The following is a 24,694-nucleotide window of genomic DNA, read 5'->3' as shown; positions in this document are numbered from 1 at the left end:
TACGTCAGGGGGCGCGCAGGTCGACCAGTTCGGCGAGGGCGGCGCGGTGGCCGCCCGCGGTGCCGTAGGCGATCGAGTCGGCCTTGGCGCGCTTGAGGCAGAGGTGGGCCGGGTGCTCCCAGGTCATACCGATCCCGCCATGCAGCTGGAGCGCCTCCTCGGCCGCACGGACGGCGACGGGGGCCGCGTAGGACTGGGCGACGGCGACCGCGACGTCGGTGTCCGCACTGCCGGTGGCGAGGGCGTCCGCGGCACCCCGGGCGGCGGCGCGCAGGCTGACGACCTCCAGCCAGAGCTGGGCCAGCCGGTGCTTGACGGCCTGGAAGCCGCCGACGGGCCGGTTGAACTGCTTGCGGTCCTTCAGATAGCGCACGGTCTCGGTCAACGCCCAGTCGGCGAGCCCGAGTTGCTCGGAGGCGAGCAGTCCGGCCCCGGCCCGCAGCGCACGTCGTACGGCGGGTTCGGCGTCGCCCAGCAGCCGGGCCGAGGCGCCGTCGAGGACGACGGTGGCGACCGGCCGGGTGAGGTCGAAGGAGACCTGTGGGGTGACGGTGACAGCATCCGAGCCGGTGTCCACGGCGTACAGCCCACCGTCGTCGGCCGGAACCAGCAGCACATCGGCGACCGCCGCGTCCGCGATGCCGGTCAACTCGCCGTGCAGCAGGCCGCCTTCGTGGGCGACGACCTTGTAGGCGCCGCCGGGAGCCACGTCCAGCGCGACGGCGAGGGCGCCGATCGTACGGCCGGAGGCGAGCGCGGTGAGCAGTTCACCGGCCGCGTCGCCCGTACCGGCCAGCAGCGCTTCCGTGGCGACGACGGCACTGGTCAGATACGGAACGGGGGCGACGGCACGCCCCAACTCCTCCAGCACGACGGCGACTTCACGGTGCGAGGCCCCCTGGCCGCCCTGTGCCTCGGGCACCAGAAGACCAGCCAGCCCCATGCCTTCGGCGAGGGACTTCCACAGGGAGAGGTCGTGCGGGGCGTCCGTCTCCATGCGGGTGATGACGCCGGCGGAGTCGCAGTGGTCGGTGAGCAGATCCCGGACGGCGGCGCGCAGCGCCTCTTCCTCCTCCGAGTACAGAAGATCGGTCATCGGGCGAGGTCCTTCCAGGCGACGTCCTTGTCGGTGCGCGGCTCACTGGGCAGACCCAGGACACGCTCGGCGACGATGTTCAGCAGGACCTCGCTGGTCCCGCCCTCGATGCTGTTGCCCTTGGAGCGGAGGTAGCGGTATCCGGCGTCACGGCCGACGAAGTCGACCAGTTCGGGCCGGCGCATGGTCCAGTCCTCGTACAACAGGCCTTCCTCGCCGAGGAGTTCGACCTCCAGGCCGCTGATCTCCTGGTTGAGGCGGGCGAACGCGAGCTTCATGCCGGCGCCCTCGGGGCCGGGCTGTCCCGCGACGAGCTGCTGCCGCAGCCGCTCACCGGCGAGCCGGGCGACCTCGGCGTCGACCCACAGCTTGAGCAGCCGCTGATGCAGATCGTGGGTGCGCAGCTCGGGCCGTTCGCGCCAGGTCTTGGCGACCGGCCCGATCATGCCCCCCTCGCGGGGCAGTCGCATACCGCCGATGGCCACGCGCTCGTTGTTCAGCGTGGTCTGCGCGACCCGCCAGCCGTCGCCGATCTCGCCGAGACGATGGGCGTCCGGGATACGGACGTCGGTGAGGAACACCTCGTTGAACTCGGCCTCACCGGTGACCTGCCGCAGCGGCCGCACTTCGACGCCTGGGTCGGTCATGTCGCAGACGAAGTACGTAATGCCCTTGTGCTTGGGCACGTCGGGGTCGGTGCGCGCGATGAGGATCGCCCAGCGGGCGAGATGGGCGCTGGAGGTCCACACCTTCTGCCCGTTGACGATCCAGTCGTCCCCCGACCGGACGGCCCGCGTACCCAGCGCGGCGAGGTCGGAACCAGCCCCCGGCTCGCTGAACAGCTGGCACCAGACCTCCTCCCCCACCCACAACGGCCGCAGGAACCGCCGCTTCTGCTCCTCGGTACCGAAGCCGAGGATGGTGGGCGCGGCCATGCCCAGCCCGATGCCGATGCGCCGCGGATCGTTGTCGGGAGCACCCGCGGCCTCCAACTCGGCGTCCACGACGGCCTGGAGGGAACGCGGCGCACCGAGCCCGCCCAGCCCCTCCGGGTAGTGCACCCAGGCGAGCCCGGCGTCGAACCGGGCCTTGAGGAAGTCGAGCCGATCGGTACTGGCGGGCGGATGAGCGGCCAGCAACTCCTTGGTGAGCCGGGTGAGTTCAGTGGCGTCGACGACGGTCATGCGGCGGCTCCGTTCTCCGGGGAGGGCAGGGCGGGCAGCACGGCGACCCGGCCGGTGGTGACACCGTCGGCGACGCGCTGCACGGCGGCGGAGGCCCCGCTCAGCGGCACGCGCTCGCTCACCAGCGGCTTGATGGCGCCCCGGGCGGCCAGCTCGGTGAGCTGCTCGTGGCAGTGCTGGACCAGCTTGGGGTTCTTGGTGTTGTACAGCCCCCAGTGCAGCCCGAGGATCGAGTAGTTCTTCACGAGGGCGTGGTTGAGCGCGGGGCTGGGAATGCCCCCACTGGCGAACCCGACAACGACGATCCGCCCCTCGAAGGCGACGACCTTGGTGGACTGGGTGTAGGCGTCCCCGCCGACGGGGTCGTAGACGACATCGACGCCCCGCCCCCCAGTGGCTTCCTTCACTGCCCCGACGACGTTCTCCGTACGCCGGTCGATGACGACGTCACAGCCCAACTCCCGCGCCACGGACACCTTTTCGGCCCCGCCGACGACACCGATGACGGTGGCTCCGGCGGCCTTCCCGAGCTGTACGGCGGCGCTGCCGACCCCACCCGCGGCGGCGTGCACGAGCAGCGTCTCACCGGCCTCCAGGGCGGCCCGCCGATGCAGCCCGAACCAGCCGGTCTGATACCCGATGAGGAGGGAGGCGGCCTCGGCGTCGTCAAGCGACTCAGGGGCGGCGAACAGCCCACGGGGATCCGCCACCACATACTCGGCGAACCCGCCGAAGGGCAGCACAGGATTCCCGATCACCCGGCGCCCGTCCTCGGTCTCACCGCAGATCTCCACCCCGGGGGTGAACGGCAGCGGCGGCCTGACCTGGTACTCCCCACGGCACATCAGCACGTCCGGGAAGTTGATGGTCGCGGCCCGCACCTTCAGCAGCACCTGGCCCTCACCGGGCACCGGCCGCTCCACCTCACCGAGGACCATCGCCTCGCTCGGCTCACCGTTCTGGTGCACTTGCCATGCCTGCATGGGGGCCTCCACGGAACTGCGCTCGTCCTGTTCACCTGACCGGGCTCGATCGCATACTAAGCGGTCGCTTGCACATCAGGGAACCGTCGGGACCGGGTCCTGAACAGTCGCGTACGTCACGACCGCGAACCCTTCGAACGGGCCGGCCGCGCCCGTACGTGCATCCGCTCCCCCTGCGGCCCGAACAGGCTGAGAAACTCCGCGGGCCCCTCCCCCACCGTCCCGAACCAGTGCGGCACCCGCGTGTCGAACTCGGCGGCCTCCCCCGCCCCAAGCACCACATCATGTTCTCCGAGCACCAGCCGCAGCCGCCCCGACAGCACGTACACCCACTCGTACCCCTCGTGCGTACGAGGCTCGGGCTCTTCATTGCCCGCCGGCAGGATCACCTTGAACGCCTGGAGCCCGCCAGGCTGCCGGGTCAACGGAAGATACGTCCGCCCGTGCCGCACGATCGGCTTGGCCCGCACGCGGGGGTCGTCGACGGCAGGGGCCCCGACCAGTTCGTCGAGCGCGACGCGATGGGCACGCGCGATCGGCAGGAGAAGCTCCAGGCTGGGCTTCCGCAGCCCGGATTCCAGCCGCGACAACGTACTGACGGAGATCCCGGTGGTGGCCGACAGCCCGGCCAGCGTCGCCCCCCGCTCCTTGCGGATCCGCCGCAGGCGGGGGCCCACCTCGGCAAGGACATGGCCGGTGTCGTCGCTCGTCTCATCCACACGCGTCTCATCCACGCCTCCATTGCAGTTTCGGCAAAGATGTTTGTCAATGCGGCAGCGGACGGGCGACGGTCGTGGTGGAGGTGGTCACCATGACCCAGCAGCACGAGAGCGAGTCGTACGAGGTCGTCGTCATCGGAGGCGGCGCGGCGGGACTGTCGGCGGCACTGATCCTGGGCCGGGCCCGCGTTCGCACCCTCGTCATCGACGCGGGCGAGCCGCGCAACGCGCCGGCGGCGCACATGCAGGGCTATCTGACCCGGGACGGCATGGCGCCGGCCGAGTTCCTGGCGGTGGGGCGGGCTGAGGTCGCGGGGTACGGGGTGGAGCTGGTGGAGGACAGGGTGGTGGGCGTGGCCAAGGGCGAGGACTTCACGGTGACCCTGGCGAGCGGGGACCGGACTGTGCGCGCCCGGCGGCTCGTCGTCGCGACGGGCCTGCGGGACGAACTCCCCGCGGTACCGGGCGTGGCCGAGCGCTTCGGGCGGGATGTGCTGCACTGCCCCTTCTGCCATGGCTGGGAGGTACGGGACCGGGCGTTCGGGGTGCTGGCCTCGACGCCGGCGAGCGTGCATCAGGCGTTGCTGGTGGCTCGGTGGTCGAAGGACGTGACGCTGTTCCTGCACACAGTGCGGGAGGAGGAGTTGACGGAGGAGGACCGGCGCAGGCTGGACGGGGCGGGCGTGACGGTGGTCCCGGGTGAGGTGGAGTCCCTGGCGACGGACGCGGACCGTCTGTCCGGGGTCCGCCTGACGAACGGCACGACGTACGCCCGCGAGACGGTGTTCGTCGCGCCACGGCCCGTCCCGCGCAACGTCCTGTTCGAGTCGTTGGGCGCAGAACTGACGGAGACGCCGTTCGGTGTGTATCCGAAGGTGGACGCGACGGGCCTGACGACCGTGCCGGGTGTCTGGGCGGCGGGCAACGCGATCGGATTCGGGGAGCAGGTGATCCATGCGGCGAGCGGGGGTTACCGCGCGGCGACGGCGATCGTGGCGGACCTGGTGTTCGGGTAGGTTTCCTCGCCCCCGCCGCCCCTACCCGTCCCATCCTCGGGGGCTCCGCCCCCGAACCCCCTTTGTCCTCAAACGCCGGACGGGCTGACAAACCAGCCCGTCCGGCGTTTGAGGACGAGGCCGTTCAGGCCGAAAGGGGGGTCTGGGGGCGCAGCCCCCAGGGATGGGAACGGGTAGGGGCGGCGGGGGCGAAACAAAGCCGTCCAGGTGTGAACCCGCCACCCCCGTTGCACCATGGCTCCATGCTGCTCACCCGGCTGACCCACGTCTCCCAGGAAGTCGCCGCCACCTCCGCCCGCACCCGCAAGATCACCCTGCTCGCCGAACTCTTCCGGGACGCCGCCCCAGACGACGTCCCCATCGTCATCCCCTACCTCGCGGGACGCCTCCCGCAGGGACGCCTAGGCATCGGCTGGAAGATGCTGGACCAGCAAATCCCCGGCGCCACCGACCCCTCCCTCACCGTCCGAGACGTCGACGCCCGGCTCACAGCCATCGGCACCGTCACCGGCCCCGGCTCGCAGGCCGAACGCAAACGCCTGGTCGGCGAGCTGCTGGCCGCGGCCACCCCGGACGAGCAGCGCTTCCTGTTCGGGCTCATCACCGGCGAGGTGAGGCAGGGCGCACTCGACGCGGTCGCCGTCGAAGGGCTGGCGGTCGCCACCGACGCACCGCCCGCGGACGTACGGCGGGCCGTGATGCTCGCGGGCGCCATCCAACCCGTCGCGCAAGCCCTTCTCACCGAAGGAGCACCAGCCCTCGCCCGCTTCCGCCTCACCGTCGGCCGCCCCGTCCAGCCCATGCTCGCCCACAGCGCCACCTCGATCGCAGAAGCCGTGGACAAACTCGGCGCCTGTGCCGTGGAGGAGAAGCTGGACGGCATCCGCGTCCAGGTCCACCGCGACGGCGACGACATACGCCTCTACACCCGCACTCTCGACGACATCACCGACAGACTCCCCGAAGTGACCGCCGCCGCACGGACGTTGAGAGGCGAGCGGTTCATCCTGGACGGTGAGGTCATCGCCCTCGACGCCGCCGGACGGCCACGCTCCTTCCAGGAGACCGCCGGCCGCGTCGGCTCACGCGTGGACGTGACGACGGCGGCTCGGGAGACCCCCGTCTCCCCCGTCTTCTTCGACGCCCTCTCGATCGACGGCCACGACCTCCTCGACCTCCCCTTCGCCGAACGGCACACCGCGCTGGCCCGCCTCGTCCCCGAGCCGATGCGTGTAGGGCGCCTGCTCACAGGCGGCCCGGCGGACATCCCCGCCGCCGAGAAGTTCCTGGCCGACACCCTCGCGCGCGGCCACGAGGGTGTCGTGGTCAAAGCCCTCGACGCCCCCTACAGCGCGGGCCGGCGCGGTGCCTCCTGGCTGAAGGTGAAACCCGTCCACACACTCGACCTGGTCGTCCTGGCCGCCGAGTGGGGCCACGGCCGCCGTACCGGCAAGCTCTCCAACCTCCACCTCGGCGCCCGCTACCCCGACGGGACCTTCGCCATGCTCGGCAAGACCTTCAAGGGCATGACCGACGCGATGCTGACCTGGCAGACGGAGCGGCTCCAGGCGCTGGCGGTGTCGGACGACGGCTGGGTGGTGACCGTACGGCCGGAACTGGTCGTGGAGATCGCGTACGACGGTCTCCAGCGCTCCACCCGTTACCCAGCCGGCGTCACCCTCCGCTTCGCCCGCGTGATCCGCTACCGCGAGGACAAGACCCCGGCCGAGGCCGACACCGTACAGACCCTGCTGGCCGCGCATCCGGAGGCGACAAAGTGACAGCGAGGGCGAAGGCGAACGGGAAGCGCAGCGCCGGACTGTTGCTGTTCCGGCTGGCCGTGCCCGATGCCGTGCCGGAGGTGCTGCTCGGGCACATGGGCGGGCCCTTCTTCGCCCGCCGCGATGCCGGGGCCTGGACGATCCCCAAGGGTGAGTACGTGGATGGGGAGACCGCCTGGGACGCGGCGCGGCGCGAGTTCGAGGAGGAACTGGGGCTGGCGCCGCCGGACGGCGAGGCCGTGCCGCTGGGTGACGTACGGCAGGCCGGTGGGAAGGTCGTCACGGCGTGGGCGATCGAGGCCGATCTCGATCCGGCCGCTGTCGTGCCGGGCACGTTCCGGATGGAGTGGCCCAGGGGGTCGGGGCGGGAGCAGGAGTTTCCCGAGCTGGACCGGGTCCAGTGGTTCACGATGGAGCGGGCGCGGGCCGTGATCGTGTCGGCCCAGACCGGGTTTCTGGACCGGCTGGCGGAGCACTCGGGACGTTGAGAGACCGTGCCGGTGGTCGGCGTACACGTTGCGGGGGCCATCGCCGCGCGGGAAGGTCGAAGGACAGCCCTCAGGCAGGAGACCAGCATGCCCATCGCGACGGTGAACCCGGCGAACGGCGAGACCATCAAGACGTACGAGGCCATGGGCGGGGAGGAGATCGAGCGCAGGCTCGCGACCGCCGAGGCGGCCTTCCGTACGCACCGCACGACCGGCTTCGCCGAGCGCGCCCGGCTGCTGCACCGGGCCGCCGACCTGCTCGACGAGGACCGGGACGACATCGCCCGCACCATGACGGTCGAGATGGGCAAGCCGGTCACCCAGGCCCGCGCGGAGGCCGCGAAGTGCGCGAAGGCGATGCGCTGGTACGCCGACCACGCCGAGGGGCTGCTTGCCGACGAAGTGCCCGCCGAGGCCGACGTCAAGGACTCCGGTGCTTCCCGGGCCCTGGTCCGCTACCGTCCGCTCGGGCCGGTGCTCGCGGTGATGCCTTGGAACTTCCCGCTCTGGCAGGTGATCCGCTTCGCGGCGCCGGCGCTGATGGCGGGCAACGTGGGTTTGCTCAAGCACGCATCGAACGTGCCGCAGACAGCCCTGTATCTGGAGGACCTGTTCCGCCGGGCGGGCTTCCCCGAGGGCTGCTTCCAGACGCTGCTGATCGGGTCGGGCGCGGTGGAGGAGATCCTGCGTGACCCCCGCGTACGGGCGGCCACGCTCACCGGGAGCGAGCCCGCCGGGCGCGCGGTGGCGGCCGTCGCCGGGGACGAGGTCAAGAAGACGGTGCTGGAGCTGGGCGGCAGCGACCCGTACATCGTCCTGGCGTCCGCCGATGTCGACCGGGCGGCGCAGGTCGCGGTGACTGCGCGTGTGCAGAACAACGGTCAGTCGTGCATCGCCGCCAAGCGGTTCATCGTCCACGCGGACGTCTTCGACGCGTTCGCGGAACGCTTCTCGACGGCCATGGCCGCGCTGAAGGTCGGCGATCCGCTGGCCGAGGACACTCAGGTCGGTCCGCTCGCGAGCGAGCAGGGACGCGATGACCTGGAGTCGCTGGTCGACGAGGCCGTGGAGAGCGGCGCGACGGTTCTGTGCGGAGGCGAACGTCCCGAGGGCTTCACGGACCACGGCTGGTACTACGCGCCGACCGTCCTCGCCGACATCACGACCGAGATGCGCATTCACCAGGAGGAGACATTCGGCCCGGTCGCGACGCTCTACCGGGCGGCCGATCTGGAGGAGGCGTTGGCGATCGCCAACGACACACCTTTCGGGCTGAGTTCGAATGTCTGGACCCGGGACGAGGCCGAGGTGGACCGTCTCGTACGGGATCTTGACGCGGGCGGTGTGTTCGTCAACGGGATGACCGCGTCCCACCCGGCGTTCCCGTTCGGCGGGGTGAAGCGGTCCGGGTACGGGCGTGAACTGTCGGGACACGGAATCCGCGAGTTCTGCAACATCACGACGGTATGGCACGGAGCGTGAGCGTTCCGCGGCTACGATCCCCCCTGTGAACCGCGAAGTGACTCTGCCTCTGATCGTCGACGACCGCGGCACGTTGCAGGTGGCCGCCTCCGACGTCAGCAAACTGCTGCGCACGGTCGGGGGTCGCTGGCTGCATCTCGTGGAAGCGGGCCAGGACAACCTCGACGAGGACACGGTGGCCGCCCTGACGATCGAACTGGCCAAACTGGCCGACCGAATCGACGTGGCCTGCATCGCGCACAGCAGCGGCAGCGCATCGGGGTAACTTCTGATGCCGGTGAGGGGTCCCGCCTAGGGGCGCGGGGAACTGCGCGACCAGCCCCCACGGCCCGCAGCCGACGAACTACCGAATCGGCATCCCGGACAAGGTCCGAGCAATCACCAACCGCTGAATCTCACTCGTACCCTCAAAGATCGTGTAGATCGCCGCATCCCGGTGCATCCGCTCGACGGGATACTCCCGGGTGTAGCCATTACCCCCGAGTATCTGAATCGCCTGCCCAGTAACCTTCTTCGCCGTCTCACTCGCGAACAGCTTCGACATCGACCCCTCCGCCGCGGTGAACGGCTTCCCATTGATCGCCATCCACGACGCCCGCCACGTCAGCAGCCGCGCCGCGTCGATGGACGTACGCATGTCGGCGAGCTGGAAGGCGACCCCCTGGTTGTCGATGATCGGGCGCCCGAACTGCTCCCGGGTCTTCGCGTAGTCGAGCGCGACCTCGTACGCGGCCCGGGCGGTACCGACCGCCATCGCCGCCACGGCGGGGCGGCTCGCCTCGAACGTCGCCATCGCCGCGTTCTTCACCCGCTCACCGCCGGACTTCGCCCGCTCACGGGCCCGTGCCAGGCGCTCGTCGAGCTTCTGCTTGCCACCGAGGAGGCAGGAGCCCGGGATGCGGACGTTCTCCAGGACGACCTCGGCGGTGTGCGAGGCGCGGATGCCGTGCTTCTTGAACTTCTGGCCCTGGGACAGGCCGGGGGTGTTCGGCGGGACGATGAAGGAGGCATGGCCCTTGGAGCCCAGTTCGGCGTCGACGACGGCCACGACGACGTGGACGTTGGCTATGCCGCCGTTGGTCGCCCAGGTCTTCGTGCCGTTGAGGACCCACTCGTCCTTGGCCTCGTCGTACACGGCACGGGTACGCATGGAGGCGACGTCGGAGCCGGCGTCGGGCTCGGAGGAGCAGAAGGCGGCGACCTTGACATCGTTGGCGTCGCCGTACATCTGCGGGATCCAGGTGCCGATCTGCTCCTCGGTGCCGTTGGCGAGGACGCCCACGGCGGCGAGGCCGGTGCCCACGATGGAGAGGGCGATGCCCGCGTCGCCCCAGAAGAGTTCCTCCATGGCCATCGGGATGCCGAGGCCGGTGGGGTCGAAGTACTGCTGGGCGTAGAAGTCCAGGGAGTAGATGCCGACCTTCGCGGCCTCCTGGATCACCGGCCAGGGGGTCTCCTCGCGCTCGTCCCATTCGGCGGCGGCGGGCCGGATCACATCGGCGGCGAAACCGTGGAGCCAGTCGCGAACCTCCTTCTGTTCGTCGTTGAGCTCCATGGTGAATTCGGCCATGACCCCTCCAGTGCTGCACTAGCATGTTACCTGCGGTAACTGGAGTCTGTTACCCGTCGGTAGGAAAAGTCAACTCCCGGACCACGGTCGGCAGCCCGTTCGATGGGCATCGACCGATGAGTGTTAGTTTGCGCAGGCGGCACCGATATCAGCACGGGGTGGGGAGAGACCATGGATTCCACGCAGCAGACCGATCAACAGCGGTCGGCCGACCGCCGTCGGCGCGAGCTGCTGGAGGCCGCGGACCGGGTGGTGCTGCGCGACGGACCCGGCGCCTCGATGAACGCCATCGCCGCCGAGGCGGGCATCACCAAGCCCATTCTCTACCGGCACTTCGGTGACAAGGGCGGACTCTACGCCGCCTTGGCCAAGCGGCACACCGACGCGCTGCTGGACTCGCTGCGGGCCGCGCTGGATGCTCCGGCGGAGCGGCGTGAGCGGGTGGAGGCGACGTTGGACACCTACCTCGCGGCGATCGAGGCGCGGCCTCAGGTGTACCGGTTCCTGATGCACCCCGCGGACGGGGTGTCACCCGGCGATCCCGGGTTCGATGTGCGGAAGCACTCGCTGCCCTTGCTTCGGCTGATGGGTGAGGAGTTGGCCCAGGTGATCGAGGATCGGTTGGATCTCGGTCCCGGGAGTCAGCAGTTGGCTCGGGTGTGGGGGCACGGGATAGTCGGGATGATGCACGCGGCTGGGGACTGGTGGCTTGGGGAACGGCCGTGCTCTCGGGCTGAGTTGGTGCGGAGTTTGGCTGATTTGTTGTGGGGGCGGCTCGCTGCCGCTGGGGATCGCGTGGGGGGTCCGGGGTTCTGAAGGGTTGTGTGTTGTCTGCCGGTCGGTGGGGGCTGGTCGCGCAGTTCCCCGCGCCCCTACGGAATCACCCCGCCCGGTGCCAAGAGGCTCGGTTTGCCTGTCGCATCAGCCTCTTGTGGCGCCAGCCTGTTACTCGGTCCGCGTACGTTCGGCCCTCCAAGTGGTCCATCTCGTGCTGGAGGCATCTTGCGAAGAAGCCCGTGCCCGTCACCCTCACCGGGTCCCCCGTCACCGTGAAGCCCTCGACCAGGGCCTCGTCGAATCGCTCCGTGCCCGCCTCCAGGCCCGGGAGGGACAGGCAGCCCTCCGGGCCCCGCAGCAGCAGGCCCTCCGCCGCCACCAGGCGGGGGTTGACCACGTGCCCTACGTGACGGACGTCCTCGTCATCGGGGCAGTCGTAGACGAAGACCCGCGACGGGTTGCCGATCTGGTTCGCGGCGAGGCCCACGCCCTGGGCCGCGTACATCGTCGCGAACATGTCCTCGACCAGCGCGGCGAGTTCGGCGTCGAAGTGTGTGACTTCCGCGCAGGGGGTGTGGAGAACCGGGTCACCGAGCAGTGTCAGAGGGCGGACGCGGCCTCGCGTACCCGGGATGGAGCCTTGTCGCATGGCCGCAAGGGTACGGTCACCAAAGTCGCGCGGGCGCCGAGGTGGTGCCGCGATGCGGGTCCGGTGTACGGATCTCGATAGGCTGAGGTCCACACCACGTGGCCGGAGGCACAGGCGCGGCGCGTACGCAGGGAGGATCGAGATCTGATGGCAGGCAACTCGGACCCGCTCACTCCGCGGGCCAAGCTGGCCGTGACGGCGGGCAAGGCCGTAGCGGCGGCTTCGCGTGCGGCGGGGCGCGGCAGCGGATCGGTGATCGGCGGCAAGGTAGCCCTCAAACTCGACCCCGACCTCCTCGCCCGGCTCGCCCAGAACCTCGACGTGATCCTGGTCTCGGCGACCAACGGCAAGACCACGACCACGCGGCTCATCGCGGAGGCCCTGCGCGCCGCCGGACCCGTCGTGTCGAACGCGCTCGGCGCCAACATGCCCGCCGGCATCACCTCGGCGCTCGCGGGCGGCTCGGACGCCAAGTTCGGGGTCATCGAGGTCGACGAGAAGTACCTCGCCGGTGTCGCCCGCGACACGGACCCCAAGTGCATCGCGCTCCTCAACCTCTCCCGCGACCAGCTCGACCGCGCCGCCGAGACCCGCATGCTCGCCGAGAACTGGCGTGAGGGGCTCGCCGGCAGCAAGGCCGTCGTCGTCGCCAACGCCGACGACCCGCTGATCGTGTGGGCCGCTTCCTCCTCCCCGAACGTGATCTGGGTCGCCGCCGGGCAGATGTGGAAGGACGACGCCTGGTCCTGCCCGTCCTGCGGTGGCGTGATGCAGCGGCCCGGCGACGACTGGTTCTGCGGTCAGTGCGGCTTCCGCCGGCCCACGCCGAGCTGGGCGCTCAGCGGCGACCACGTCCTCGACCCGCACGGGTCGGCCTGGCCGATCCACCTCCAGCTGCCGGGGCGCGCCAACAAGTCCAACGCGGCCGCCTCCGCCGCTGTCGCCGCCGTGTTCGGCGTACCGCCGCAGGTCGGTCTGGAGCGCATGTACCAGGTCCAGGCGGTGGCCGGGCGGTACGACGTCGTGCAGTTCATGCAGCGCGATCTGCGGCTGCTGCTGGCCAAGAACCCGGCCGGCTGGCTGGAGACGTTCTCCCTGATCGACCTGCCGCCGACCCCGGTCATCCTCTCCGTGAACGCGCGGGGCGCCGACGGCACCGACACCTCGTGGCTGTGGGACGTCGACTACACGCAGCTCACCGGGCACCCGATCTTCGTCATCGGCGACCGGAAGCTCGACCTCGCGGTCCGGCTCGAAGTGGCCAACCAGCACTTCCAGGTCTGCGAGAACGCCGACCAGGCCGTGCAGCTGGCACCGCCCGGCCGGATCGAGGTCATCGCGAACTACACCGCCTTCCAGGATCTGCGCCGCCGCGTCGGCAACTGACGACTGCCGCCAACCGACCACTGAGGACGATCACTTCATGAGCGACAACCAGCTGCGTCTGGTGTGGATCTACCCGGACCTGCTCAGCACGTACGGCGACCAGGGCAACGCGCTCGTCGTGGAGCGCCGGGCCCGGCAGCGCGGCCTCGACGTGGCCCGCCTCGACGTGCGCAGCGACCAGCCGATCCCCACCTCCGGCGACATCTATCTGATCGGCGGCGGCGAGGACCGTCCGCAACGGCTCGCGGCGGAACGTTTGCGCCGCGACGGCGGTCTGCACCGGGCCGTCGGCAACGGCGCCATCGTGTTCTCCGTGTGCGCCGGCTACCAGATCCTGGGCCACGAGTTCATCAACGACCTCGGTCAGCGCGAGCCCGGCCTCGGGCTCCTCGACGTGGTCTCGGTGCGCGGCGAGGGCGAGCGGTGCGTGGGCGACGTACTCGGAGACATCGACGCGCGCCTCGGCCTGCCGCCGCTGACCGGCTTCGAGAACCACCAGGGCGTCACCCACCTCGGCCCCACCGCCCGCCCCTTCGCCAAGGTGCGGCTCGGCAAGGGCAACGGCACGGGGGACGGCACGGAGGGCGCGTACAACGACACGGTCTTCGGTACGTACATGCACGGGCCCGTGCTGGCCCGTAACCCGCTGATCGCGGACCTGCTGCTGAAACTGGCCCTCGACGTCAACGCGCTGCCGCCGACCGACGACCGCTGGTACGAGGCGCTGCGCAACGAGCGGATCACGGCGGCACAGCAGCAGCCCGCCTGACGCTCTCCGCCCGCTGTTCGTACACCTGCCGTGCGTGTGTACGTCACCAGCCCGTCTGACGGGGCATCCGCACAGGTGAGCGGCGGTGTCCAGCACGCGGACGGGTGCTACGGCCCGGGACCCCGCCGCCGGTATGGTGGCGGGGATCGAGCCGGACAGCGTGGTCCGGTCCCGGCCCACGTGGAGAAGGTTTTCGGGCGATGCGCATTGGTGTCCTGACGTCCGGCGGCGACTGCCCCGGCCTGAACGCCGTCATCCGGTCCGTCGTGCACCGTGCCGTCGTGGACCACGGTGACGAGGTCATCGGCTTCAGGGACGGCTGGAAGGGCCTCCTGGAGTGCGACTACCTCAAGCTCGACCTCGACGCGGTGAGCGGCATCCTCGCTCGCGGCGGCACCATCCTCGGCTCCTCCCGGGTCCGCCCCGAGCATCTGCGGGACGGCGTGGAGCGGGCCAAGGGGCATGTCGCCGAGCTGGGGCTCGACGCGATCATCCCGATCGGCGGCGAGGGCACCCTCAAGGCGGCCCGGCTGCTGTCCGACAACGGCCTGCCGATAGTCGGTGTCCCCAAGACGATCGACAACGACATCGCGGTCACCGACGTCACCTTCGGCTTCGACACGGCCGTCGGGGTCGCCACGGAGGCCCTGGACCGGCTGAAGACCACCGCCGAGTCCCACCAGCGCGTCCTGATCGTCGAGGTCATGGGCCGCCACACCGGCTGGATCGCCCTGCACTCCGGCATGGCCGCCGGCGCCCACGCCATCGTCGTCCCCGAACGCCCCTTCGACATCGAGGAGCTGGCCGCGCGCGTCGGCGCACGCTTCGAGGCGGGGAAGCGGTTCGCGATCGTCGTGGCCGCGGAGGGCGCGAAGCCTCGCGCGGGGTCCATGGAGTTCGACGAGGGCGGCAAGGACGTCTACGGCCATGAGCGCTTCGCCGGGATCGCTCGGCAGCTCTCCCTTGAGCTGGAGGAGCGGCTCGGGAAGGAGGCGCGGCCGGTGATCCTGGGGCATGTGCAGCGGGGCGGGACGCCTACGGCGTACGACCGTGTGTTGGCTACTCGGTTCGGGTGGCATGCGGTGGAGGCGGTTCATCGGGGGGAGTTCGGGCGGATGACCGCGCTTCGGGGGACGGACATTGTGATGGTGTCTCTGGCCGAGGCTGTGGAGACGTTGAAGACGGTGCCTGAGGGTCGGTATGCCGAGGCCGAGTGTGTGCTTTAGCCGTTGACCGTTGTTCTTCGGGTGCGGGTCCGCTGTGGCTTGTCGCGCAGTTCCCCGCGCCCCTGAAGGGGCGCCCCCGGTCCTCGTCGTTGCCGGGGGCGGTTCTACTCTGGGGGGATGGAGCACAGCGGGCACGGTATGACCATGGATCTTCCACCCTTCACCTTGGGGCGGGGGCTCGGGTGGTCCGCTGATCCGTTCTTCCTTGTCGCCTGTCTTGTGGGGCTTGGGCTGTATGCGTGGGGGGTCGTGCGGCTGGCCCGGCGAGGGGACAAGTGGTCTGTCGGGCGGACCGTTTCGTTCGTGCTCGGGGTGCTGAGCGTCATGCTCGTCATGTGCACCCGGCTCAACGACTACGGCATGGTCATGTTCAGCGTGCACATGGTGCAGCACATGGTGATCAGCATGGTCTCGCCGATCCTCATCCTGCTCGGCGCGCCGATCACGCTCGCGCTGCGGGCGCTGCCGGTCGCGGGGCGGGGGCGGCGGAAGGGGCCGCGTGAGCTGCTGCTCGCGGTGCTGCACAGCCGGTACATGCGGATCGTCACGCACGCGGCGTTCACCATCCCGCTGTTCATCGCCAGCCTGTATGTCCTGTACTTCACGCCACTCTTCGACTTCCTGATGGAGTCCAAGACCGGGCACATCACGATGATGTGTCACTTCCTCGCCGTCGGGCTGATCTTCTTCTGGCCGATCATGGGCGTCGACCCGGGCCCCAACCGGCCCGGCTATCTCATGCGGATGCTGGAGCTGTTCGCGGGCATGCCGTTCCACGCGTTCTTCGGGATCGCGCTGATGATGGCGTCGGAGCCGATGGTCGAGGCGTACAAGAACCCGCCCGCCTCGCTGGGCATCGACGCGCTGTCCGACCAGAACGCGGCCGGCGGTATCGCCTGGGCGTTCAGTGAGATTCCGACCGTACTGGTGCTGCTGGCACTGCTGTTCCAGTGGTACGGCTCGGAGCAGCGGCAGGCGAAGCGTCAGGACCGGGCCGCCGACCGGGACGGCGACAAGGAACTCGAGGCGTACAACGCCTATTTGGCCTCGCTGAACGCACGCGGACGCTGAATCAACTTTAATTCCCCTTGCCAGAAACACTTTCTCATTCAGTAGCATGGACTGACGTAACCGCCGGGGGGAGCGGGTATGACGCTTCATGCTTTCAGGAAACATGGACTTCAGCGGCTGGCAGTCGCACTGCTGTGCGTTGTTTTCGCCAGTAGTTGCGACAGAGAGGCGCCGCTGGCGGTGGTGAAGGCGGTGGCCTCGGGGGTGCCTTCCCTCGCGCCGTTCTTCGACGAGAACAGCGGTCTGGGCCAGGACGCCCAGGTGCGTTCGCAGCCCGCACACGGCAGCAGCCTGCAGCAGGGCAGCACGCCCGGGCTGTACGGGGGCACGAGGAAGCCGACGGTCTGTGACGTCGACAAGCTGAAGAAATTCCTCACCGACCCCAGGAACAACAGGAAGGCCCAGGAATGGGCACGTGTGGTCGATATTCCGCAGTCTGGGATTCCCGCCTATCTCGACCGCCTCACGCCTGTTCTCCTGCGTCACGACACCCTCGTGAAGAACCACGACTACAAGAAGGAAAAAGCGGTCCCCTTCGACGCACTGCTCCAGGCGGGAATCGCGGTTCTCGTCGATGAGGCGGGAGTTCCCGCCGTGAAGTGTTCATGCGGAAATCCGCTGAAGCCGTTCAAGGGGGACACGGACCGTATTTCCGTCGAGTTCGAGGACGGCAACAAGAAGTGGAGCGACTACGACGCCGACGAGGTCGTGCTCGTACGTCCCGCACCCAGCAAGGTCGACCGGTTCGCCCTGGTCGACGTGGAGGAACCGGAACGGGGCATCTACCGCCAGACCGGCACAAAGGGTGAGGCCGACAAGGTCTTCGACACGCGCGAGCGACACCAGGTGCCGTCCCTCGCCGGTACGACCTTCGGCAACGCGAGCAGCCAGTTGACCAACCTGGGCCTGGCGACCGCCTACGACACCGACGGCCTGCCCCCGTCCAACGCCACCGTCACCGGCTCGAACCCGGGCCCGGGAACCGCGCTCCCCTTCGGCTCGTACGTCACGCTGAGCGTCCACATCGAGTCCGGGACGCCCGACAACGGCACGGGCGGCAGCGACGGAAACGACGTCACCACTCCCCCGGAGACAGGTCCGGGGTCGGGTCCTGGGACGGGCCCTGGGACGGGCACAGGCTCTGAGCCCGCCCCAGGGACGGGGTCGGTCTCACCACCGGGTTCCGACACCCCGACACCAGGCAGCAGCGACCCGTCACCTCCGTCATCCGATCCCGGGACGCCTCCACCGTCCAGTGACGAGCCGACACCCCCCACACCCGACCCGCCCTCGTCCGACCCCACACCGTCCGACCCCGGCACCCCGGACACCGGCCCCCCGAGCGAGGAACCCACCCCCGAGCCACCCCCACCTCCACCGCCGCCACCGCCTCCGTCGAGCGACCCACCCAGCACACCTCCGGAAACGACCAGCGCACCCCCCGACCCGCCACCCCCCGAGCCGAGCTCTTCACCTACAGCCACCACCACCCCCTAGGGGCGCGGGGAACTGCGCGACAAGCCCCCACCGGGCCCGCACCCGACAACGAACCACCCACCCAGCGGGAGCAACCGGATGCCATCAGGATCACCCACCTCAGGAGTGGGCCGGGTAATCGCCGGCCGCTACCTCCTGCTCAACCAACTCGGCAGCGGCGGCATGGGCCACGTCTGGCTCGCCCACGACCAGAGACTCACCTGCGAGGTCGCCCTCAAGGAAATCGTGTTCCGGGACGAGGCCGAGGCCTCAGACGAACGCACCGCCCGAGTCGCCCGCGCCCGCGCCGAGGCCCGCCACGCGGCGGTGCTGCGCGGCAACCCGAACGTGGTGACCGTCCACGACGTCCTGGAGCACGAGGGCCTGCCCTGGATCGTCATGGAGTACGTCGCGGGCGCCCTCGACCTGCGCGACCTCGTCGACATGCGCGGCCCCCTCGCCCCCGCCGAGTGCGCCCGTATCGGCCTCGCCGTCCTGGACGCGCTGACCGCCGGACACGAGCAGGGCATCATGCACCGGGACGTGAAGCCGGCGAACATCCTGCTGGCGCCGGACCGCACCGGGACGCCGTACGCCCGGATCCTGCTCACCGACTACGGCATATCGGTGCAGCCGGACGCGGGCGAGACGCGGTACACGCTGTCGACGGCCCTCGTCGGCACGGCAGGTTATCTGGCGCCCGAGCGGGCCACCGGCGGGCCGCCGACCGCCGCCGCCGATCTGTTCTCGCTGGGCTGCACGCTCTACTACGCCGTCGAGGGCATCGGGCCGTTCGAGCGGGAGACGCATCTCGCGGAGATCACCGCGGTGGTCATGGAGGAGCCCCGGAAGGCGGAACGGGCGGGCGCGCTGGGGCCGCTGCTGGAGGCGATGCTCACCAAGGACCCGGCGCAGCGGATCACGGCGGCCCGCGCGGAGGCCGCGCTGGACCGTATCGTCACGCCCCAGGTCGACCCGTACGAGCGTACGAGGACGGACCCTGGGTCGATGCCGCCGTGGGGCGGTCCCGAGCTGCTGCACGGGCCTCAGCACGTGCCGGCCCTGCCTGGCCCCCCAGCGCCCTCACCGCCCCCGCCCGGCTTCGGCCCGCCCGTCCCCCCACCGCCTCCGCCCCGTCGCCACCGCGCCCTCCCCGCCGCCCTGGGCGCCCTGCTCGGGGTCGCCCTGGCCGGTGTCGGGGTCTGGCTGACCCTGGGTGACCCGCCGGGCGGCGGCGGGCAGGGTGAAGAGCAGACCGTGGCGAAGCCGTACGGCGACCCCGTGGGCCTCGCCGTGCCGTTGGCGGAGGGCGACTGTGTGATCGCCGACTGGCCCGGCGGTGCGCGCTTCCGGGGGACGCCCCGGCTGACCGTCGACCCGACCTGCCGGGACGCGCCGCCCGACGGGCAGGTGCTGGCGGTCGTGGACGCCGTGTCCGCCGCCGAGGCGCGGGAGCAGGGGCCTGCCCAGTGCGAGGAGCGGACCCGGGATCTCAGGGAGAAGCTGGCGGACGTACGCGGGTACGCCGTCGTGCCGGCCGAGGGCGGGTTCGAGGCCGCCGAGGGGCGTACGGCCTGTCTGCTGCTCGGGGCGCACGGGCCGGTGTACGGGCCGATCGGGCCGTACCGCGAGCCGGGGCAGGCGTTCCTGGACACGGCCACCATGCAGAAGCGGGACTGTCTCAAGGCGCCCTCCAGGCGGGAGGCCCGGCTGGTCGCCTGTACGGCGGAGCACGACGAGCAGGTCCTCGGGTTCGCGCGGCTGGACGCCGGTGTCCCGTTCGAGAAGGCCCGGGACCTGTCGGACAGGGCCTGCGCGAAGGACGTGTCGCCGACCGACTACGGCTTCGATCCGTCGGTCTACGAGGCCGGGTCCTGGACGAGTCGCGGAGCGTGGGACTCCGAAACCCATTTCGTCGTGTGCACCGTCAGGAAGCAGAACGGGGGCACCATGGAGGGAGAAGAACCATGAGGAGGGTGTTGCGATGCCCGGTTCCACGAACGGTTCCACGAAGACCATGGGGGTGCTCACCGTCGGCGGGCTCGTCGCGGTGACGGCCTACACGGTGGCGCTCGGCAGCAACGGCTGGCTGTGGTTCGGCTGGGTGGTGCTGGGTCTGATCACCCTCGGGATGGTGGTCACCCGCCCCACCTGACGTCCGTTCACCCGAATGGGCTAGTTGGTGGCGGGCCGGGTCAGTCCTCGAAGAGGCGGCCCGCCGAGTGGACGCCCGGCTGGTACTTGGGCAGCCGGGCGGTGATCTTCATTCCGGCGCCCAGGGCGGTCTCTATGACGAGGCCGTGGTCGTCGCCGTAGACCTGGCGGAGCCGGTCGTCGACGTTCGAGAGGCCGATGCCGCCCGACGGGCTGACCTCGCCCGCGAGGATACGGCGGAGCAGTACCGGGTCCATTCCGGCGCCGTCGTCCTCGATGACGACCAGGGCCTCGGCGCCCGCGTCCTGCGCGGTGATGCTGATGTGGCTCTTGCCCGCGAACGCCGCCCTGCCCTCCAGGCCGTGTTTGACGGCGTTCTCCACGAGGGGCTGGAGGCAGAGGAAGGGCAGGGCGACCGGGAGCACCTCGGGGGCGATCTGAAGGGTCACGGAGAGACGGTCGCCGAAGCGGGCGCGGACCAGGGCCAAGTAGTGGTCGATGGCGTGGAGTTCCTCGGCGAGGGTGGTGAAGTCGCCGTGCCTGCGGAACGAGTAGCGGGTGAAGTCGGCGAATTCCAGGAGCAGTTCGCGGGCGCGCTCGGGGTCGGTGCGGACGAACGAGGCGATCACCGCGAGCGAGTTGAAGATGAAGTGCGGGGATATCTGGGCGCGAAGTGCCTTGATCTCGGCCTCGATCAGGCGGGTGCGGGACTGGTCGAGGTCCGCCAACTCCAGCTGGACGGAGACCCAGCGGGCGACCTCTCCGGCGGCGCGGACGAGGACCGCCGACTCGCGGGGCGCGCAGGCGACGAGGGCGCCGTGGACTCGGTCGTCGACGGTGAGGGGGGCCACGACGGCCCAGCGCAGGGGGCAGTCCGGGGCGTCGCAGGTCAGGCGGAAGGCCTCGCCCCGGCCGGATTCGAGGGGGCCGGCGAGGCGTTCCATGATCTCGGCGCGGTGGTGTTCGCCGACGCCGTCCCAGACGAGGACCGACTTCTGGTCGGTGAGGCAGAGGGCGTCCGTGCCGAGCAGGGTGCGCAGTCGGCGGGCCGAGCGGCGGGCGGTCTCCTCGGTGAGGCCGGCGCGCAGCGGGGGCGCGGCGAGGGACGCGGTGTGCAGGGTCTCGAAGGTGGCGTGCTCGACGGGGGTGCCGAGACCGCCGAGGCGTTCGGGGCGTGCGGTGCGCCGGCCCAGCCAGAAGCCGGCGGCGAGCAGCGGGAGGATGGCCACGCAGAGCCCGGCCAGGAATCCGCTCATGTCCGTGTCACCTCCGTACGCGCCGGTCCCCCGAGACCGTGGCCGCCGTGCGCCCCGGACAGCTCCTCCGGGAGGTGGAAGCGGGCCAGGATGGCCGCCGTACCGGCCGGGACGCGGCCCGGGGTGGCCAGGGACACCAGGACCATGGTGAGGAATCCCAGGGGTACGGACCAGAGGGCGGGCCAGGCGAGCAGCGCGTGCAGGGCGCCCGTACCCGGGAAGCCCGCCATGGTCGCGGCGACGGCGACGAGCGCGGAGCCTCCGCCGACGAGCATTCCGGCGGCGGCGCCGGGCGGGGTCAGGCGGTGCCACCAGATGCCGAGGACGAGCAGTGGGCAGAAGGAGGACGCGGACACGGCGAAGGCGAGCCCGACGGCGTCGGCGACCGGGAGCCCGCCGACGATGACGCTGGCGGCGAGCGGTACGACCATGGAGATGACCGTGCCGAGCCTGAAGTGCCGTACGCCGCGCGAGGGCAGGACGTCCTGGGTGAGGACGCCGGCGACGGCCATGGTGAGCCCCGACGCGGTGGACAGGAACGCGGCGAAGGCGCCGCCGGCCACCAGTGCGCCCAGGAGGTCGCCGCCGAGGCCGCCGATCATGCGGTCGGGCAGCAGCAGGACGGAGGCGTCGGCGTCGGAGGTGAGGGCCAGTTCGGGGGCGTAGAGGCGGCCCAGAGCGCCGTAGACAGGCGGGAGGAGGTAGAAGGCGCCGATGAGGCCGAGGACGGCGACGGTGGTGCGGCGGGCGGCGACGCCGTGCGGGCTGGTGTAGAAGCGGACCACGACGTGCGGCAGGCCCATGGTGCCGAGGAAGGTGGCGAGGATCAGGCCGTACGTGGCGTACAGCGGGCGTTCCTCGCGGCCTTCGGCGAGGGAGGTCGACATGCCGCCGTTGTTGCCCCGGTCGGCCTCGGGGAGGGTGGCGCCCTTGGCGAAGGTGAGGCGGGTACCGGGGTCGATGTGGTGGGTGCCGGCGGGGAGACGGAGGACCTGGTCCTTGTGCGGGCGGCCGTCGACGGTGCCGGTCACGGTGACGGTGAGGGGCGCCTTCAGCTTGAGGTCGAGGCGGTCCTCGACGCGGACGACGCGCTGTTCGCGGAAGGTGGCGGGTTCGTCGAAGGCGTGGCGGGGGGCGCCGTCGCCCTGCCAGGCGAGGACGAGGAAGAGGGCCGGGACGAGCAGGGCGGTGAGTTTCAGCCAGTACTGGAAGGCCTGGACGAAGGTGATGCTGCGCATGCCGCCGGCGGCGACGGTGGCGACCACGACGACGGCGACGATGACCCCGCCGACCCAGTCGGGCGCGTCGGTCAGCACCGCCAACGTCAGTCCCGCGCCCTGGAGTTGGGGCAGCAGGTAGAGCCAGCCGACGCCGACGACGAAGGCCCCGGCGAGCCGTCGTACGGCCTGGGAGGCGAGGCGGGCCTCGGCGAAGTCGGGGAGCGTGTAGGCGCCGGAACGGCGCAGCGGGGCGGCGACGAAGAGGAGCAGGAGCAGGTATCCGGCGGTGTAGCCGACCGGGTACCAGAGCATGTCGGGGCCCTGGACGAGGACCAGGCCGGCGATGCCGAGGAAGGAGGCGGCGGAGAGGTACTCGCCGCTGATCGCGGCGGCGTTGAGGCGGGGGCCGACGGTGCGGGAGGCGACGTAGAAGTCGGAGGTGGTGCGGGAGATGCGCAGGCCGAACGCGCCGACGAAGACCGTCGCCACGACGACGAGGGCGACGGCCGGGACGGCGTAGTTCTCGTTCACAGGAACCGGTTCCTGTTCATCGGCGGTTCCTGTTCATCAGCGGTCCCGGTCCTCGACCAGCCGGACGAAGTCGCGTTCGTTGCGTTCGGCGCGCCGCACGTACCAGCGGGCGAGCAGGACGAGCGGCGCGTAGAGGCCGAAGCCGAGGATGAGCCACTCCAGGTGGTGGGCGTCGGGCATCGCCGCGAAGAGCAGCGGCAGCGGGGCGATCAGCAGCGCGAGGACCGCGAACACACCGAAGGCGGCGCGGAGTTGGGAGCGCATCAGGGAGCGAACGTAGGTGTGGCCGAGGGTGGTCTGCTCGTCGATCTCGGTGCGCGGCCGGTAGTAGCCCGAGGTGCGGCGGACACGCCGGGGCGGTCCCGTGACGACGACCCGGCGTTCGGAAGGGTCCTGGGGCATGGCTGGAAGGTGCCCCTCAGCTCGTGGGCCGGCGCATCAGCAGGTCCCGCAGTTCGCGTGCGTGCCGTCGGCTGACCTGGAGTTCCTCGGCGCCGACCAGGACGCTCACGGTGCCCGCGTCGAGGCGGAGTTCGCCGATGTGGCGCAGGGCGACGAGATGGCGGCGGTGGATACGGACGAACCCGCGGGCCCGCCAGCGCTCCTCCAGGGTGGAGAGCGGGATGCGGACGAGGTGGCTGCCCCGGTCGGTGTGCAGTCGGGCGTAGTCGCCCTGGGCTTCGGCGTGGGTGATGTCGTCGACGGCGACGAAGCGGGTCACGCCGCCGAGTTCGACGGGTATGTGGTCGGGGTCGGGTTCGTGCACGGGTATGGGCGCGGGCACGGACGGGGCGCTGTCGCGGAGTTCGGCGGCGCGGCGGATGGCCTCGGCGAGGCGTTCCTTGCGTACGGGCTTCAGGACGTAGTCCACGGCCTTGAGGTCGAAGGCCTGGACGGCGAAGTCCTCGTGGGCGGTGACGAACACGACGAGGGGCGGCTTGGCGAACCCGGTGAGGAGCCGGGCCAGGTCGAGGCCGTCGAGGCCGGGCATGTGGATGTCGAGGAACACGACGTCGATGGCCTCGGGGCCGCCGGGCCCCGACTCCAGGGCGCGGTTGATGCGGCGCAGTGCCTCGGTGGCGTCGCCTGCGCCCTCCGCGCTGCCGATGCGTGGATCCGCGTGCAGCAGATACAGCAGCTCCTCCAGGGAGGGGCGTTCGTCGTCGACGGCGAGGGCGCGCAGCATGAAGGTGGAGTGTAGGTGGAATTCGTACGCGTGCACATGCGCCGGACGCGCAAGCTGTCAGCGGGCGCGCTGCCCGATGGTCGCTGGATACAGTGCCCGGATGAACAGCAGGCCGGCGCCATTCGACGAGCTGGACCGGAAGATCATCACCACCCTGATGGCGAACTCCCGTACGAGTTTCGCCGAGATCGGCGCGGCGATCGGGCTGTCGTCCACGGCGGTCAAGCGGCGCGTGGACCGGCTGCGCGAGTCGGGCGTGATCACCGGGTTCACGGCGACGGTGGAGCCGTCGGCGCTCGGCTGGCGTACGGAGGCGTACGTCGAGGTGTACTGCGAGGGCGCGGCGCCGCCGCGGCGGCTGGCGGAGGTCGTGCGCAACCATCCGGAGATCACGGCGGCGATGACGGTGACGGGTGGCGCGGACGCGCTGCTGCATGTGCGGGCGACGGATGTGGGGCACTTCGAGAACGTGCTGGAGCGCATCCGCAGGGAGCCGTTCATCCGGAAGACGATCAGCTACATGGTGCTGTCCCACCTCCTCCCGGAAAGCCCGGAGGCGGGCGCTACCCACCCTGCGCCGAACCACACTTCGGGAAACGCATCAGATCTGCGTTGAGGGTGCCAAAGACGCAGGATTCCTGCGCGGACACGCAGTGGTTGTCGCTTGTCGGGCG

24 protein-coding genes are annotated in these 24,694 nt (G+C 70.6%); 14 read left to right on the top strand and 10 right to left on the bottom strand.

Annotation, left to right across the window (positions count from 1 at the left end; all coding sequences use genetic code 11):
• Positions 1-4: 4 nt before the first annotated feature.
• The 4 genes from ACFYXF_RS30820 to ACFYXF_RS30805 all read right to left on the bottom strand — a co-directional run bounded on the left by ACFYXF_RS30820 (position 5) and on the right by ACFYXF_RS30805 (position 3,982).
• Positions 5-1,096, bottom strand: a complete 1,092-nt coding sequence (locus tag ACFYXF_RS30820) for an acyl-CoA dehydrogenase family protein (RefSeq protein WP_389354458.1) — start codon at positions 1,094-1,096, stop codon at positions 5-7.
• On the bottom strand, positions 1,093-2,280 hold the full coding sequence (locus ACFYXF_RS30815) for an acyl-CoA dehydrogenase family protein (RefSeq protein WP_389354456.1): 1,188 nt from the start codon (positions 2,278-2,280) through the stop codon (positions 1,093-1,095). Before ACFYXF_RS30815 ends, ACFYXF_RS30820 begins: the two co-directional genes overlap by 4 nt.
• Entirely contained in the window at positions 2,277-3,263 is a 987-nt protein-coding gene (locus tag ACFYXF_RS30810) for an NADPH:quinone oxidoreductase family protein (RefSeq protein WP_389354454.1), read from the bottom strand. Before ACFYXF_RS30810 ends, ACFYXF_RS30815 begins: the two co-directional genes overlap by 4 nt.
• A 116-nt stretch (positions 3,264-3,379) precedes the next feature.
• Positions 3,380-3,982: a helix-turn-helix domain-containing protein gene (locus tag ACFYXF_RS30805; protein WP_389354453.1), complete on the bottom strand. Its 603-nt coding sequence runs from the start codon at positions 3,980-3,982 to the stop codon at positions 3,380-3,382.
• A gap of 77 nt (positions 3,983-4,059) precedes the next feature.
• Between ACFYXF_RS30805 and ACFYXF_RS30800 the strand changes: the two genes are divergently transcribed.
• The 5 genes from ACFYXF_RS30800 to ACFYXF_RS30780 all read left to right on the top strand — a co-directional run bounded on the left by ACFYXF_RS30800 (position 4,060) and on the right by ACFYXF_RS30780 (position 9,014).
• Complete coding sequence (locus ACFYXF_RS30800) at positions 4,060-4,998, top strand: NAD(P)/FAD-dependent oxidoreductase (RefSeq protein WP_389354571.1); 939 nt, start codon at positions 4,060-4,062, stop codon at positions 4,996-4,998.
• Between the two features lie 242 nt (positions 4,999-5,240).
• Positions 5,241-6,779, top strand: a complete 1,539-nt coding sequence (locus ACFYXF_RS30795) for an ATP-dependent DNA ligase (RefSeq protein WP_389354451.1) — start codon at positions 5,241-5,243, stop codon at positions 6,777-6,779.
• Positions 6,776-7,267: an NUDIX domain-containing protein gene (locus tag ACFYXF_RS30790; protein WP_389354449.1), complete on the top strand. Its 492-nt coding sequence runs from the start codon at positions 6,776-6,778 to the stop codon at positions 7,265-7,267. Before ACFYXF_RS30795 ends, ACFYXF_RS30790 begins: the two co-directional genes overlap by 4 nt.
• 87 nt (positions 7,268-7,354) lie before the next feature.
• Positions 7,355-8,749: an NADP-dependent succinic semialdehyde dehydrogenase gene (locus ACFYXF_RS30785; RefSeq protein ID WP_389354447.1), complete on the top strand. Its 1,395-nt coding sequence runs from the start codon at positions 7,355-7,357 to the stop codon at positions 8,747-8,749.
• A gap of 25 nt (positions 8,750-8,774) precedes the next feature.
• The gene (locus ACFYXF_RS30780) at positions 8,775-9,014 is read left to right on the top strand and encodes a DUF6213 family protein (RefSeq protein WP_327693272.1); all 240 of its coding nucleotides are present in this window, start codon (positions 8,775-8,777) and stop codon (positions 9,012-9,014) included.
• A 78-nt stretch (positions 9,015-9,092) separates the two neighbouring features.
• On the opposite strand, the gene ACFYXF_RS30775 is transcribed toward ACFYXF_RS30780, so the two are convergent.
• Positions 9,093-10,319 (bottom strand): acyl-CoA dehydrogenase family protein, encoded by a 1,227-nt coding sequence (locus ACFYXF_RS30775; RefSeq protein WP_389354445.1) that lies wholly within the window; start codon positions 10,317-10,319, stop codon positions 9,093-9,095.
• Positions 10,320-10,490: 171 nt separating this feature from the next.
• On the opposite strand from ACFYXF_RS30775, the gene ACFYXF_RS30770 reads away from it, so the two are divergent.
• On the top strand, positions 10,491-11,135 hold the full coding sequence (locus ACFYXF_RS30770) for a TetR family transcriptional regulator (protein ID WP_389354443.1): 645 nt from the start codon (positions 10,491-10,493) through the stop codon (positions 11,133-11,135).
• Positions 11,136-11,199: 64 nt separating this feature from the next.
• Here ACFYXF_RS30770 and def read toward each other — a convergent pair whose 3' ends face one another.
• On the bottom strand, positions 11,200-11,745 hold the full coding sequence (gene def, locus ACFYXF_RS30765) for a peptide deformylase (RefSeq protein WP_389354441.1): 546 nt from the start codon (positions 11,743-11,745) through the stop codon (positions 11,200-11,202).
• A 147-nt stretch (positions 11,746-11,892) separates the two neighbouring features.
• On the opposite strand from def, the gene ACFYXF_RS30760 reads away from it, so the two are divergent.
• The 7 genes from ACFYXF_RS30760 (at position 11,893) to ACFYXF_RS30730 (ending at position 19,828) form a co-directional block, all read left to right on the top strand.
• Positions 11,893-13,131: a MurT ligase domain-containing protein gene (locus tag ACFYXF_RS30760; RefSeq protein WP_389354440.1), complete on the top strand. Its 1,239-nt coding sequence runs from the start codon at positions 11,893-11,895 to the stop codon at positions 13,129-13,131.
• 37 nt (positions 13,132-13,168) lie between these two features.
• Positions 13,169-13,900 (top strand): glutamine amidotransferase, encoded by a 732-nt coding sequence (locus ACFYXF_RS30755; protein WP_329280088.1) that lies wholly within the window; start codon positions 13,169-13,171, stop codon positions 13,898-13,900.
• Between the two features lie 200 nt (positions 13,901-14,100).
• Entirely contained in the window at positions 14,101-15,126 is a 1,026-nt protein-coding gene (locus tag ACFYXF_RS30750) for a 6-phosphofructokinase (RefSeq protein WP_369037029.1), read from the top strand.
• Positions 15,127-15,243: 117 nt separating this feature from the next.
• Positions 15,244-16,197: a cytochrome c oxidase assembly protein gene (locus ACFYXF_RS30745; RefSeq protein ID WP_389354438.1), complete on the top strand. Its 954-nt coding sequence runs from the start codon at positions 15,244-15,246 to the stop codon at positions 16,195-16,197.
• 180 nt (positions 16,198-16,377) lie between these two features.
• The gene (locus tag ACFYXF_RS30740; RefSeq protein WP_389354436.1) at positions 16,378-17,694 is read left to right on the top strand and encodes a DUF6777 domain-containing protein; all 1,317 of its coding nucleotides are present in this window, start codon (positions 16,378-16,380) and stop codon (positions 17,692-17,694) included.
• A 78-nt stretch (positions 17,695-17,772) separates the two neighbouring features.
• Entirely contained in the window at positions 17,773-19,644 is a 1,872-nt protein-coding gene (locus tag ACFYXF_RS30735; protein WP_389354434.1) for a protein kinase, read from the top strand.
• Between the two features lie 13 nt (positions 19,645-19,657).
• Positions 19,658-19,828, top strand: a complete 171-nt coding sequence (locus ACFYXF_RS30730) for a hypothetical protein (protein WP_389354432.1) — start codon at positions 19,658-19,660, stop codon at positions 19,826-19,828.
• A 40-nt stretch (positions 19,829-19,868) separates the two neighbouring features.
• On the opposite strand, the gene ACFYXF_RS30725 is transcribed toward ACFYXF_RS30730, so the two are convergent.
• The 4 genes from ACFYXF_RS30725 to ACFYXF_RS30710 are packed head-to-tail and all read right to left on the bottom strand — an operon-like array spanning position 19,869 to position 24,020.
• Positions 19,869-21,083, bottom strand: coding sequence for a sensor histidine kinase (locus ACFYXF_RS30725; protein WP_389354430.1), 1,215 nt, complete (start codon positions 21,081-21,083; stop codon positions 19,869-19,871).
• Entirely contained in the window at positions 21,080-22,834 is a 1,755-nt protein-coding gene (locus tag ACFYXF_RS30720; RefSeq protein WP_389354428.1) for a cation acetate symporter, read from the bottom strand. Before ACFYXF_RS30720 ends, ACFYXF_RS30725 begins: the two co-directional genes overlap by 4 nt.
• 36 nt (positions 22,835-22,870) lie before the next feature.
• A complete protein-coding gene (locus tag ACFYXF_RS30715; protein WP_369037022.1) occupies positions 22,871-23,236 on the bottom strand; it encodes a hypothetical protein in 366 nt (121 codons plus the stop codon).
• A 16-nt stretch (positions 23,237-23,252) separates the two neighbouring features.
• A complete protein-coding gene (locus tag ACFYXF_RS30710; protein WP_389354426.1) occupies positions 23,253-24,020 on the bottom strand; it encodes a LytR/AlgR family response regulator transcription factor in 768 nt (255 codons plus the stop codon).
• Between the two features lie 100 nt (positions 24,021-24,120).
• On the opposite strand from ACFYXF_RS30710, the gene ACFYXF_RS30705 reads away from it, so the two are divergent.
• Complete coding sequence (locus ACFYXF_RS30705) at positions 24,121-24,636, top strand: Lrp/AsnC family transcriptional regulator (RefSeq protein WP_389354424.1); 516 nt, start codon at positions 24,121-24,123, stop codon at positions 24,634-24,636.
• Positions 24,637-24,694 lie beyond the last annotated feature (58 nt).

It is taken from the genome of Streptomyces sp. NPDC002680, from assembly GCF_042889145.1.
Taxonomy (GTDB): domain Bacteria; phylum Actinomycetota; class Actinomycetes; order Streptomycetales; family Streptomycetaceae; genus Streptomyces; species Streptomyces adonidis.
The sequence above is the reverse complement of the archived record's forward strand: the minus strand, read 5'-3'. Positions and strand labels throughout refer to the sequence as shown.